18 protein-coding genes are annotated in these 12,766 nt (G+C 36.7%); 1 reads left to right on the top strand and 17 read right to left on the bottom strand.

Annotated features, from left to right (window positions below):
* Positions 1-15: 15 nt before the first annotated feature.
* The 8 genes from ispA to accB form a co-directional block, all read right to left on the bottom strand.
* Positions 16-906, bottom strand: a complete 891-nt coding sequence (ispA, locus tag MHH42_RS21200; protein WP_000150368.1) for a (2E,6E)-farnesyl diphosphate synthase — start codon at positions 904-906, stop codon at positions 16-18.
* Positions 906-1,136, bottom strand: coding sequence for an exodeoxyribonuclease VII small subunit (gene xseB, locus MHH42_RS21205; RefSeq protein WP_000428977.1), 231 nt, complete (start codon positions 1,134-1,136; stop codon positions 906-908). The genes ispA and xseB overlap by 1 nt, the downstream gene beginning before the upstream one ends.
* Positions 1,126-2,484 (bottom strand): exodeoxyribonuclease VII large subunit, encoded by a 1,359-nt coding sequence (gene xseA / locus MHH42_RS21210; RefSeq protein WP_016109084.1) that lies wholly within the window; start codon positions 2,482-2,484, stop codon positions 1,126-1,128. The genes xseB and xseA overlap by 11 nt, the downstream gene beginning before the upstream one ends.
* A 26-nt stretch (positions 2,485-2,510) precedes the next feature.
* Positions 2,511-3,371: a bifunctional methylenetetrahydrofolate dehydrogenase/methenyltetrahydrofolate cyclohydrolase FolD gene (gene folD / locus MHH42_RS21215; RefSeq protein ID WP_000226729.1), complete on the bottom strand. Its 861-nt coding sequence runs from the start codon at positions 3,369-3,371 to the stop codon at positions 2,511-2,513.
* A 23-nt stretch (positions 3,372-3,394) separates the two neighbouring features.
* Positions 3,395-3,787, bottom strand: a complete 393-nt coding sequence (gene nusB, locus MHH42_RS21220) for a N utilization substance protein NusB (protein ID WP_070173767.1) — start codon at positions 3,785-3,787, stop codon at positions 3,395-3,397.
* 347 nt (positions 3,788-4,134) lie between these two features.
* A complete protein-coding gene (locus tag MHH42_RS21225; protein ID WP_000807630.1) occupies positions 4,135-4,527 on the bottom strand; it encodes an Asp23/Gls24 family envelope stress response protein in 393 nt (130 codons plus the stop codon).
* Positions 4,528-4,549: 22 nt separating this feature from the next.
* Entirely contained in the window at positions 4,550-5,902 is a 1,353-nt protein-coding gene (accC, locus tag MHH42_RS21230) for an acetyl-CoA carboxylase biotin carboxylase subunit (protein WP_000592880.1), read from the bottom strand.
* Positions 5,903-5,918: 16 nt separating this feature from the next.
* Entirely contained in the window at positions 5,919-6,407 is a 489-nt protein-coding gene (accB, locus tag MHH42_RS21235; protein WP_000472855.1) for an acetyl-CoA carboxylase biotin carboxyl carrier protein, read from the bottom strand.
* Positions 6,408-6,877: 470 nt separating this feature from the next.
* Here accB and MHH42_RS21240 point away from each other — a divergent pair, with 470 nt between their 5' ends.
* Positions 6,878-7,072: a hypothetical protein gene (locus MHH42_RS21240; RefSeq protein WP_000638007.1), complete on the top strand. Its 195-nt coding sequence runs from the start codon at positions 6,878-6,880 to the stop codon at positions 7,070-7,072.
* A 125-nt stretch (positions 7,073-7,197) separates the two neighbouring features.
* Here MHH42_RS21240 and MHH42_RS21245 read toward each other — a convergent pair whose 3' ends face one another.
* The 9 genes from MHH42_RS21245 to MHH42_RS21285 are packed head-to-tail and all read right to left on the bottom strand — an operon-like array spanning position 7,198 to position 12,737.
* On the bottom strand, positions 7,198-7,872 hold the full coding sequence (locus MHH42_RS21245; protein ID WP_000914721.1) for a SpoIIIAH-like family protein: 675 nt from the start codon (positions 7,870-7,872) through the stop codon (positions 7,198-7,200).
* Positions 7,873-7,887: 15 nt separating this feature from the next.
* Positions 7,888-8,550, bottom strand: a complete 663-nt coding sequence (gene spoIIIAG / locus MHH42_RS21250) for a stage III sporulation protein AG (protein ID WP_000368888.1) — start codon at positions 8,548-8,550, stop codon at positions 7,888-7,890.
* A complete protein-coding gene (gene spoIIIAF, locus MHH42_RS21255; protein WP_001161043.1) occupies positions 8,540-9,172 on the bottom strand; it encodes a stage III sporulation protein AF in 633 nt (210 codons plus the stop codon). Before spoIIIAF ends, spoIIIAG begins: the two co-directional genes overlap by 11 nt.
* 12 nt (positions 9,173-9,184) lie before the next feature.
* A complete protein-coding gene (gene spoIIIAE / locus MHH42_RS21260; RefSeq protein WP_000944633.1) occupies positions 9,185-10,357 on the bottom strand; it encodes a stage III sporulation protein AE in 1,173 nt (390 codons plus the stop codon).
* A 10-nt stretch (positions 10,358-10,367) separates the two neighbouring features.
* Positions 10,368-10,751: a stage III sporulation protein AD gene (spoIIIAD, locus tag MHH42_RS21265; RefSeq protein ID WP_077393170.1), complete on the bottom strand. Its 384-nt coding sequence runs from the start codon at positions 10,749-10,751 to the stop codon at positions 10,368-10,370.
* Positions 10,752-10,774: 23 nt separating this feature from the next.
* Positions 10,775-10,978, bottom strand: coding sequence for a stage III sporulation protein AC (gene spoIIIAC / locus MHH42_RS21270; RefSeq protein WP_000020914.1), 204 nt, complete (start codon positions 10,976-10,978; stop codon positions 10,775-10,777).
* 14 nt (positions 10,979-10,992) lie between these two features.
* Positions 10,993-11,508, bottom strand: a complete 516-nt coding sequence (spoIIIAB, locus tag MHH42_RS21275) for a stage III sporulation protein SpoIIIAB (RefSeq protein ID WP_015000953.1) — start codon at positions 11,506-11,508, stop codon at positions 10,993-10,995.
* Positions 11,502-12,428, bottom strand: a complete 927-nt coding sequence (spoIIIAA, locus tag MHH42_RS21280; RefSeq protein WP_000665879.1) for a stage III sporulation protein AA — start codon at positions 12,426-12,428, stop codon at positions 11,502-11,504. Before spoIIIAA ends, spoIIIAB begins: the two co-directional genes overlap by 7 nt.
* Positions 12,429-12,455: 27 nt before the next feature.
* Entirely contained in the window at positions 12,456-12,737 is a 282-nt protein-coding gene (locus tag MHH42_RS21285; RefSeq protein WP_000816054.1) for a YqhV family protein, read from the bottom strand.
* Positions 12,738-12,766 lie beyond the last annotated feature (29 nt).

Genomic DNA, 12,766 nt, shown 5'->3' on the forward strand with positions numbered 1-12,766 from the left:
GAAAACGCTGTTATATTAGTTATTACGTTTTGCAATCAAATCGCAAATAGATAGTAAATATTCATCTTGTAATTGCAAGGAGCTAATCGCATCTTTTGCTTTTGCAATTGTTTCTTCTAAAATATTCTTTGCTCTATCTACAGTAAATAACGTCGTATATGTGCTCTTTTCGTTGGAAACATCACTACCAATCGGTTTTCCAATCTCTTCTTCGGTTCCTTCTACATCTAAAATATCATCTCGAATTTGGAAAGCTAGGCCAATATTTTTTGCAAACTCAAGTAACTTTTCTTCCTGCTCTTTTGTAGCATTAGAAAGTATCGCTCCTGCAAGTACAGCGAATTCAAGTAGTTTCCCGGTCTTATGCTTATGAATATACTCTAACTCATCAATCGTAAGTTGTTTCCCTTCAGCTTCCATATCCGCCACTTGTCCGCCAACCATTCCTTCCGGCCCAGCTGCTTTTGCAAGCTCAAGTACAAGTCTTACTTTTTTTTCAGCAGAGATTTCTTTTTGCTCATATGCCATAACAATTTGAAAAGCATACGTCAACAAACCATCTCCTGCTAAAACTGCCATTGCTTCACCAAATACTTTATGATTCGTGGGCTTTCCTCTTCTTAAATCATCATCATCCATACAAGGTAAATCATCATGAACTAACGAGTATGTATGTATCATTTCAAGAGCACAAGCTGCACCTACTCCAAGATTTCTTTCTTTCCCAAACGCTTGTAATGTTGCAAATAAAAGTAACGGGCGGAGACGTTTTCCACCCGCTTCCAAAGAATATGCCATCGCTTCCCGAAGTACATTTGGACATTGTAATTCATTTGCATAGCTTACAAGCTTCTCTTCTACGAAAGTTTTACTTTCTTTCAAAAAAGTATCAAAAGCGATTGTCACTATGCTTCATCTCCTAAAGCAGTAAACGGTTCAAGCTCTCCATCTTCTCCAAGAATAACTGCCATTTGTTCTTGTACGTTCTTCAACTTCTCATCGCAAAGCTTAGATAATTCCATACCCTCTTTAAAATAAGAAATCGCTTCTTCTAAAGGTACATCACCTTGCTCTAGCTTAGATACGAGATGCTCAAGTTGCGAAATTGCCTCTTCAAAACTCACTTTATTTTCCATTATTCAATTCACGCTCCTCTATGCCTGATACGCTACAATCTAGTATTCCATCTTGTAATTGAACTGAAACAGCATCTCCAAGGCTGACATCTTTCACACTTTTTAACACTTGCTTCTCTTCATCATATACAAGCCCGTACCCTCTCATCATTACTTTAAGCGGACTTAATGCTTCAAGTTTTTGAGCAGCTCTTACAAAGGCAAATTCTTTCGTTTGAAATAATGTTTGCATTTCACGTTGTAATTGCTTTTGCAACGTTTCAATCGCTACCTTTGTTTGTATAATTTTTTGAGACGGGTGGTGCTTCTCTAAATAAAATGAAAGCTGTTTTAACTGATTCACCTTTTTATCAATGTAGCGCTCTTTCGCTAAAACAAGCTGTTCTAACGCTCTATCTAATTGCTCTTCCTTTTGTTCATATACTTGTCTTGGATAACGGAATGCATAAGATTTTTGCAATACTTGTAATTTTTCTTCTTTTTTATGTACTAACTCTCTCATTGCTCTTTGCAATCTTAGAGTTCTTTGTAATACCTTTTCTTGTAACTCTATAACGTTCGGTGCTGCTAGTTCAGCTGCTGCAGTCGGTGTTGGTGCACGTAAATCGGCAACAAAATCTGCGATTGTAAAATCTGTTTCATGCCCTACTGCTGAAATAATAGGAATTTCGCTCTTAAAGATTGCTCTTGCAACCACTTCCTCATTGAAAGCCCATAATTCCTCAATAGAACCTCCCCCGCGCCCAACAATTAATACATCTATATCTCCCATTTCATTCGCTGTACGAATCGCTTGTACAATCGAGGGAGCTGCTGACTCCCCCTGTACAAGTACTGGAAATACAATAACCTTCCCAATTGGATAACGACGTTTAATCGTTGTTATGATATCACGAATCGCAGCTCCTGTTGGCGACGTAATTACCCCTATTGTTTTAGCATAAGGAGGGATTATTTTTTTATAAACTTGAGAAAACAATCCTTCTTCCTCTAAACGAACTTTTAATTGTTCGTAAGCCAAATGCAAATTTCCGACTCCGTCAGGTTGCATGTCTTGAATATAAATTTGATAAGAACCACTCGCCTCGTAAACAGAGATTTTCCCTTTTACAAGTACCTTCATCCCATTTTCAGGTCTGAATTTAATATTACGATTATGACCCGCAAACATAACCGCTGCGATTCTGGCATTTTCGTCTTTCAATGTAAAATACATGTGACCACGACTATGATTTTTAAAGTTGGAAATTTCACCTTTTAACCAAACAGACTGTAAATGCGGGTCATATTCTATTTTTGTTTTTATATAGCGTGTTAATGCTGTAACGGTTAAATATTGTTTCTCCATTTCTCTCTCCTCATAGCCGACTCAAATTATTTACAAACGACACCTGCGCGTTTGGCAGATTCAACAGTATTATGAAGAAGCATTGTAATCGTCATTGGACCAACACCCTTTGGCACAGGCGTAATGTAACCCGCAACGTCTAACACGTTGTCAAAGTCAACATCACCACAAAGCTTGCCTGTTTCTAATCGATTCACACCAACGTCAATTACAACCGCGCCTTCTTTCATATAATCAGCTGTTACCATTTTAGGTCGTCCAACAGCTACGATTAAAATATCAGCTAACTTCGATAATTCTTTAATATTTTGCGTCTTAGAATGACAATATGTGACAGTTGCATTTTCATTTAAGAACAATTGCCCCACTGGTTTGCCGACAATATTACTTCTTCCAATTATTACAACATGTTTTCCCGAAATATCAAGATTCGTTTCTTTTACTAATTCTACAATACCATGCGGTGTACATGGAAGGAATGTATCTTGTCCCGTCATCATACGTCCCACGCTGATTGGGTGAAATCCATCTACATCCTTTTCTGGTGAAATTCTTTCAATGATAGCTTTTTCTTCAATATGTTTTGGTAAAGGTAATTGCACTAATATGCCATTAATGCGGTCATCGCCATTTAAGCGATCGATTTCAGCAAGCAAACGTTCCTCAGTAATCGTTTCAGGAAGTTCAATTAGCTCAGAATAAATTCCTACTTGTTCACAGCCTTTTTCTTTTCCTTTTACGTAAGAACGAGATGCTGGATCTTCTCCCACTAAAATCACTGCTAATCCTGGTACAATCCCTTGCTCTTTCAACTTCACAACTTCTTCTGTTAATTGTGCTCGTTTTTTCTCCGCAACTTCATTTCCTTTGATGATTACTGCTACCATTTTAAGATTCCCCCTTAAAGAAATTACAGTGTATCTTTTATATTAGATAAAACGCCGTTAATAAAACGACGAGATTCCTCATCCCCAAATGTTTTAGCAATTTCAATTGCCTCGTTAATTGTTACGTTGTGTGGAATTTCTTCCATGTACTTCATTTCATACACAGCTACACGTAAAATACTGCGATCAACAATACTAATACGCTCAAGCTTCCACTTTTTTAAGTTTTGACGAATTGCTGCGTCAATCTCTTCTTTATTGTCTACAAATCCTACAACAAGTGATTCTAAAAACTCATTTGTTCCTTCACCTTCATCTAGCGTATTTTCCACCGCTACCTTCGGTTCTAATTCACCTGTAATATCCATTTGGTATAATGCTTGCATAGCTCTTTCTCTAGCCGTCCTACGTTTCATTGTAACTCTCCTTTATGCTTCAAGTCTTTCCTTATGCTTTGTTATATTATTATAATTTATAAGCCGTCAATTCACTTACTCTTACAGTTTTCATTGATTTTCCAACCTTATAATACAATGATAATAACACAATTTATCGTTTCACACACGGGTTACAAGGCTGAAAAATAATAAAAAGATTAACTTCAAGTTCCATATCTTATCACAATGTACGTTTTTTGGAAAAACGAAACATTTTCTTTTTCATTTCTTATTTTTTGAAATAGTATAACAATTAGAGGGTTGTAATTTGTGAAGAAATGAAACGATAAAAAAGATGCCTATGTTACTAGGCACCTTTTTCATTCTTACACTGGTTCAATTTCTGTTTTTTGTGTTTCGAATGTTACGCCAACGATGTGAACATTCACTTCTTTTGGCTCAAGTCCTGTCATTGTAAAGAGTGCTTGGCGAATATTGTCTTGAATCTTTTGTGCAACAACCGGAATTGCTACACCAAAATACATTACAACATAAAGGTCAACGATAATATCTTCGTTTGCTAATTCAACCTTTACACCTTTACCATGATTTTTCTTACCTAACTTCTCAACAACATCTGTAGCAAAATTACCACGCATTGCCGCCACACCTTCTACCTCAGCAGCTGCAATACCTGCAATTACTTCAATTACTTCTGGTGCAATTTCTACTTTACCAAGAGTTGTATCTTGACCCATATCTAACATATGTTCAGCCATGAAAAAAACCTCCTTTAATGTATCACTGCGTCACAAGTTCATGCTCTTCCAAAAACTTCGTATTAAACTCACCTTTTACAAAATCAGGATGATCTAACAATTGCAAATGGAACGGGATTGTTGTATGTACGCCTTCAATGACAAACTCACTGAGTGCACGCTTCATTTTTGCAATTGCCTCTTCACGTGTTTTTCCGTGAACAATTAATTTAGCAACCATCGAATCATAGAAAGGTGGGATTGAATATCCCGGATATACAGCTGAATCGACGCGAATACCAAATCCGCCTGGTGGTAAGTACATTTCTACTTTACCTGGAGATGGCATAAATTTTTTGGCAGGGTTTTCCGCATTAATTCGGCATTCAATTGCCCAACCATTAAATTGTACTTCTTCTTGCTGTAACGATAACTTTTCTCCAGAAGCAACAAGAATTTGCTCTTTAATTAAGTCCATTCCTGTCACCATTTCAGTAACCGGATGCTCAACTTGAATTCTCGTATTCATCTCCATGAAATAAAAGCTTTTCGTTTTATATTCATAAATAAACTCAACCGTACCAGCACCTGTATAATCAACCGCTACCGCCGCTTTAACTGCCGCTTCACCCATCTGCTTGCGAACATTTTCATCAAGTGCAGGTGATGGACTTTCTTCTAATAGTTTCTGCAAACGGCGCTGAATTGTACAATCACGCTCTCCTAAATGAATGGCATTTCCGTGTGTATCTGCCATTATTTGAATCTCAACATGGCGGAAATCTTCAACGTACTTTTCTAAGTATACACCAGGGTTCCCAAAAGCGGTACTAGCTTCTTGCTGTGTAATTTGAATTCCTTTTACAAGCTCTTCTTCATGACGTGCAACACGAATACCTTTTCCGCCGCCACCTGCAGTCGCTTTAATAATAACTGGATATCCAATTTGATTTGCAAGCTCGATCGCTTCCTCGGTATTTTTTATAATCCCTTGTGAACCTGGTACAATCGGAACCCCTGCTTTTTCCATTGTATCACGAGCAACGTCTTTTGTGCCCATCTTTGAAATAGCTTCTGGACTTGGACCGATAAAAATTAAGTTACATTCACGGCATAACTCTGCGAAATCTGCATTCTCTGCTAAAAATCCGTATCCCGGATGGATAGCATCGCAGCCCGTTAACTTCGCAACGCTAATAATGTTCGTCAAATTTAAATAACTTTCTTTTGAAACTGTTGGTCCTACACAATACGCCTCATCTGCAATTTGTACGTGAAGTGACTCTTTATCTGCTTCTGAATAAATCGCAACTGTTTCAATATCCATTTCTTTACAAGCACGAATAATTCGTACAGCAATTTCCCCACGATTGGCTATTAATACTTTTTTTATCATCACAAAGACTCCCTTATTACGCTTTCACAAGAAATAGCGGTTGTCCATACTCAACAAGCTGTCCGTTATTAACAAGAACCTCAACAATTTCGCCCTCTACATCAGCGTCAATTTCGTTAAATAACTTCATAGCCTCGACAATACATACGATAGAATCTTTCGATACCCTGTCTCCAACACTTACATATGGAGGTGTATCAGGTGAAGATGAAGAATAGAATGTACCTACCATTGGTGAGGTAATCTTATGTAGGTTTTCATCTTGAACAGCTTTCTTCTCTTCTTGTTTTGGTGCTTCTACTTGCGCTGCCGCTACTGCTGTTTCAACTTCAACAGATGCTACTGGTTGCATAGCTTGTTTCGCTACAGGTGCTTGCATCGCAACAACTTCATTACCACGCTTTTTCATTTTGATTGTTGTACCGTCTTTTTTGTATTCAAATTCATCAATATTAGAGCTATCAATTAATTTAATTAATTCACGAACTTCTTGAATTTTAAACATGTAAAATCCACTCCCATACTCTTGTTTGTCCCGTTTTTACAGATTCTCATCACTAACACTAGATTGACTGTAAAAATACGATGTATTCTATTAGAAAATTTATTTTATTTACTAATAGAAATATTTACTATTTCCATCTTACGATAAATTTTTTAAACATTCCAATTTATATTTCTTTATAATAAATCGAAACTCCTGTAAAAATATTATTCCAATAAAAAATTTATTACCTAGTAATAATACCAAGTTTCACACGAAATTGGCAAGACCACTTCCTAAAAAACATTCCTTACCTTTTCAAAATGCTACACAGTAAACATCTAATTGCCGCTCCACTCTTCACCACATCTACGGTTCATAACATATTTTTACCAAATATTATTTTTTTGTTTACACGCCGTTCATCATTCCTTCATATAAGAATAGTATGTTCAAAGTGTAGAAAATATATTGTATCGAGGTGTGGACATATGATATGGCTCATGCTCTTCTTACCTGCCGTAATGGTTTGGGCATTCGTTCTCTTCATCCACGTCAAATCTGGAAAAAGTAATCATCATCACCATGAACCGCTAATTTTTTATTCACAACGTATTTCTCCATTCCGAGTTGAACATAGTAAAAACACATACAAAGACGAAATAGAAAAAAACTATCGAAAGTGATAGCTTTTTTCTATTATTATTTTTATCTAATTATTTTGAAGTACTCTATGTTCTTATTTACAAACAATGCGATTAGTAAAAATTAATAATCCGTGGGGGAAATCCCCCACGGATTAAAATTCTACTTATTTTGCTGATGGATCAAATTTCACACCTACATCTTTAGAACCGCCTTCACTTCTTACAAGCTGTATAATTTTGTTCGCTTCTTTTTGTGAATGTTTCGCTGCCTTCACTGTTACTCTAATGTCAGTTCCATCAGCTCTTACAAGGGCATCTTTATATCCTCCTTGAGCTTTAATAACTGTTTCAAGTAAACCTTCTTTTGTTTCCATTGTAGCGATTGCATCCATACCATCTTTCGCCTTACTTCTTTCTTCAGCAGTAGCGTTAGAAGACTTTATTACATTTTGTAATTTTTCTCTTTCAGCACTACGCTTATCTTCCATTTGCATACGTAAAGCTGTGAAATTCTCATCACTCGATTGAACTGATACATTCCCCTCTTTTTTACTTGTTTCTTTTTTAGCATTTTCTTTTTTATCTGTCTCTTTATTTGTTGTCTCTTTATTTGTTGTCTCTTTATTTGGTGTTTCCTTGCTTGGAGTTTCTTTTGTTGTTTCTTTATTTGGCGTTTCGTTTGTTACTGCTTTGTCAGTACCTTGTTTTTCTTGTCCAATCTTTTCACCTGTTGCCGGCGATGCTGTATTCATTTTGTCAGGAGTTGTTACGTAATACACAGATAGTACAACAACTAAACTTAACATTGTTAATAACCAAACCGTTTGTTTTTTTAACACTTTATTTCCTCCCTATCAATTTTTCGGTGAAACTGAAACACGATGGGCTGGTACATCTAGCAGCCTTATCACAGCTTCTTTTACCATTGCTTTAACTTGTATATTATCCACTCCTTTTGCTACGACGAGAACACCTCGTACTTTCGGTTTCTCTGTCCGTAAAACAACGGGAGTTTCTTTATCACCTTCACGTATAATGACAGTCTTTTCATCAAGAGACTCGTCCTCTACTTCCCTCTTACCGCCTGTTTTATCTGTTTCACCTGTTGTTTGTGAGCGTTTCACTGTATTTTTTTCTAAAATTTTTTCTTCAGATGAATCTAAATTCACCTTAATCGTTACGTCTTTTACTCCTGCTATTTCTTCTAAAGCAGCTTTTAATTCTTGTTCATACGCTTTTTCATATTTTTCTACATTTGACATACTATCATTACTTTTTTGTCCGAAAGTTGGTACGTCTTTTTCTTGGTTTTGAGTTTTTTGTTCTTTAAATACAGGTACTTCTTCTTTTTTACTTGAAAAGAGACTACTAGAAAACATAAGCAAAATTCCAAGTATGAGTAGGACAAGTAAAAACTTAGGTGTTACCTTTTTCCCCTTCTCGTTGCTTTCTTTTTGATCCCCATTCAATAAGTTTCGAAAAAATGAGAACTTCGAATTTTTATCTTTATTGTCCATTTACTCTACCTGTCCTCCCTTCCGTTTGAACTTGGATTTGTTTATTCTCTAGTTGCCACCTGCTTGAAAAGAAATCTTTCATTTCTACATTCGTTTCTTCTACCTTTTTTGGAGGTTCATTCGTATTAATTTCAATTGGCTTTACTGTTTCAATTGCGTCATTTTTACTGCGTTCTTTTTCTTTCAACGTCACAACAACAGATTGAATATCTTTGGCTGACTTTACTTCTTCTACCCTTTCCGTTGCGACTATTTGTATTTCAGAGACTGTCATACCATACTTTTTCTCAAACTCTTTTCCTACTTCTTTTTTCATTTTGGTAGCCATCTCTTCTAAACTATATGCACGTGTTAGAGCTTGTATTTCTTTTTTCTTCGAATCTATTGAATTTTTTACAGATCCCTCTGCTACATACTTTTCTTCATTAAAATTTGCGATTACTTCATTTACATCTGTTTGCAACAGTTTAAAAAGAGGTGTTAAAATTAATACAACTAATAGTAGACTTACGACGAATTTAACGTATTTTTGCAAATTCGAGTTTGGAAGAATAAGATGAAGCATTGTCGCTAAGAGTAAAAAAACGATAATATTTCTAATCCACTCTGTAACAAATTGCATACTCTTCACCTCCTATCGCATCATAAGCGTAATGTTCCCCGCAGCAATAATAATTGTGATACTTAAAAAGAACATAAATGATACGATAGCTAAGCAAGCAAACACGTAAATGATGCTTCGTCCAATGATATCTAAACATTGAATAATTGCTCCTCCGCCAACTGGTTGCAATACTGCTGCTGCGAATTTATAAATAAACGCGATACAAAAAATTTGAATCGCTGGAAAAGCGACAATTAAACATAAAATAACGAGCCCTATAATTCCGACTGTATTTTTTAATAACCCCGACGCACTAATAACAGTATCCGCTGCCTCTGTAAACATCCTTCCAACTACAGGAATAAAGTTCCCTGTTACAAATTTAGCAGTTTTCACAGCTATCCCATCAGCAACCGCTGTCGCTGTTCCTTGTACAGATAATACTCCTAAAAAAATCGTTAAAAAGATCCCGATAATCCCAACGCTAACGTTTTGCAGAAGCTTGGACAATTTCGTAACTTTATATTGATCACTCATCGTACTTACAATACTTAATATCGTTGCAAGTAATAAAAGTGGTAGAACGATGTAATTCATAAGAAGCCCACTCGTATTCATTAAGAAAATGATAATCGGATGAAAAAACGATACAGATACAACACCGCCTCCAGTTGCTATGAGTGCAAGCAAGATTGGTAATAGCGCTAATATGAAATCTACCATTGTTTGTATCGTTTCTCTTGCATATGTCATAACCACATAAAAACTATTTAAAGCAAAAATAATAAGCACCATATATACAACTGCATCGGCAATTTTACTTACACTACTCTTTGAAAAGGCAGATTGCAGTGATTGCAACAATGCACTAAAAATTGTGAGCATAATGAGTGTTCCAAGTAGCTTTCCATTTGCAGCAAGCTCGTGAAACAAATATTTTAATAAACCTAGCATCCATTCTTTTATAGAGAATTCTTTTTCTCCCTTTACAAACTCCATAAAGCTTCCTTTTTGACTCTCTGGTAAATAACCTCCATATTTTGTAACAAGCCCGTCCCAAAATTGCTTCACATCTTCAATTCCGAGCTTATCCAATTGTTGATCAACGACGTTTGTTTCTACAGGAGAAGCTTGTACAACAACCGGTAAAGAAAAGAAAAGGAAGCAAGCAAATAGCAGCTTAGCTCCAAACTTCCTCAACATTCACTCCCCCTTATCCCGTCGGTAAAAATCCGAGAATAGTTTCAATTACGACTGTCAAAATAGGAATTGCCATAACGAGAATTAAGATTTTACCAGCTAGTTCAATTTTCGAAGCGATTGCACCTTGCCCAGCATCTTTTGTAATTTGCGCTCCAAACTCAGCGATATAAGCAATCCCAATAATTTTCAGTAACGTTTCTACATAGACGTTGCTAACTTTCGCTTCACTCGCTACTCTCTCAATCATTTGTAAAATAGAGTGAATTTGATCGATTAAAATAAGAAACATTACGCTACCTACAAAAACAATAAATAACGATGTAATGCTAGATTTATGCTGATTCAAAACAGCTGCTAAAAACGTAGCAACGAGGCCTAATCCGACAATTTGTATAATTTCGATTCGAACCGCCTCCTTTACTGGAAGAGAAAGACACTTTTAATCTTGTCGAACAACGTATTAATTAAAAATGCAACATGGAATAGAATGACGACAAAACCGACAAGGATAACCCAATTTGCAATATCCTCTCGTTTTAATTCTTTTAATACGGTATGAATGAAAGCTAAAACAATGCCGATTCCGGCGATTTGAAATATTAATCCAACATCAATGGACATCGCCTTTCTCCCTCCTATAGCAGTAAAATTACGATAAGTAGCCCCGCTAGTACCCCTAAGCTCTTAATCATTTTTTCATATTGCAGTTGTAACGCTTTCGCTTCTTCTTCCTCTCTCTCTAAATGTGTAATACATAATCGAATATGTTTTTGTTGTGATTCACGATCATGTTGTCCAAGTGTTTCACCAAATTGCTGCAAGATTTCATACTCGGTTTGTTGAAATGCTGTTAACTTCCAATTCTCTTTCAAACTTTCTATCCAAGCTTCCCTTACTGTTTGTTCCCCGTTTTCTAGTTTTTTGGCGAAACTTTGAAATATCCAATTTAATGGCTTGGGCATTTGTTTAACTAATCGTTCGGCGGCTTCAGATAAAGGTGTGTGCCCATACATAATTTCTGCCTCTAATGATTGGAGTGCCGATTTTAATAGTCTAAGTTGCCGCGGCCTCTCACTATATCTTTTTGCGTATGAAAACCCGAAAAAAGTGCTGACCGCAACGATTAACACTGCACCAATTATTTTCACCATACGCCCCCAGCCTTTCGATTCGGTAGTACTGGTTTTCCATATCTATCTTTCACTTGCATAACTGTTCCTGGGCCTCTTGCTTTTGATAACTCCACAAACCTATCAAATATGCCAAGCTCCAGCACTGCCTGTAGCGATGGACGTTTCACAACATCATCATAAGAAAACCCGTGTGCACTTATAAAAAGCTGGACCCCTGCATGCACCGCCTCCATAATTGCTTCACTATCTTCTTTACGTCCAATCTCATCTACGATCAAAACATCTGGACTCATAGAACGAATCATCATCATCATTCCTTCAGCCTTTGGACATGCGTCTAACACATCTACTCGTGTACCAAATTCATACTGAGGGATTCCTTTCACACATCCAGCAATTTCTGACCGCTCATCAACAATCCCCACTTTGCAAGAAGGAATTTTCGACGTACCAACCCCTTGACTCATGCAACGTGCTACATCTCTTAAAAGTGTCGTTTTCCCCGTTTGCGGCGGGCCAATTACCATCGTGTTTAACCATCTTGATTCATACAAATACGGCAAAAGCGGCTCAGCTATTCCTATTTTTTGACGAGCAATACGAATATTAAATGAAGAGACATCACGAATCATTTTCACTGTACTTTTCTCTGTAATGACTTTTCCTGCTAGGCCAATTCTATGTCCTCCTCGAAGTGTCACATACCCACGTTTCAATTCCTCTTCCATCGTATAAATTGAGAATTGACTTAACTTATTCAATAAGTAACTTGCATCTTCTGCTGTAGCGATATAGTCATAAAAAAACACCTCTCCATGCGCAATACACTCTAGCGGTCTTCCAATTCGAACACGAATTTCCTCTAAAGTATTGTATTGCTTACAACTTTCAACTAACTGTTTCATCATTTTTGGTAAAACCTCTAATACTTCTTTCATAGGCTTCTCCCCACTATACTCGACTTACTATTTCAACAATGCGATAAAAATGCAGCCAATTCCAAGTGCCAGAAAAAAGAGTTTCAAGAAAGAAATTTCGCTCGCTACACTCGCTATGCCTATTGTCATTGTTAAAATTAATACGGTCGGTCCAACAAACGCCAACATACCATTTATAAACAATGCTTTCTTCGCATCATTCACGTAAAGCATAAGCAAAGCGGCGAATATTTCCGCGCTACCCGAAAACAACCGAAGTAACCCCATTACGAGCACGGATGTTTCCATTGCCGCTAGCCACTGTTTCATTCTCCCACCTTCTCCCGTAACGGTTACGA

Source organism: Bacillus sp. FSL L8-0099, from assembly GCF_038006385.1.
Taxonomy (GTDB): domain Bacteria; phylum Bacillota; class Bacilli; order Bacillales; family Bacillaceae_G; genus Bacillus_A; species Bacillus_A toyonensis.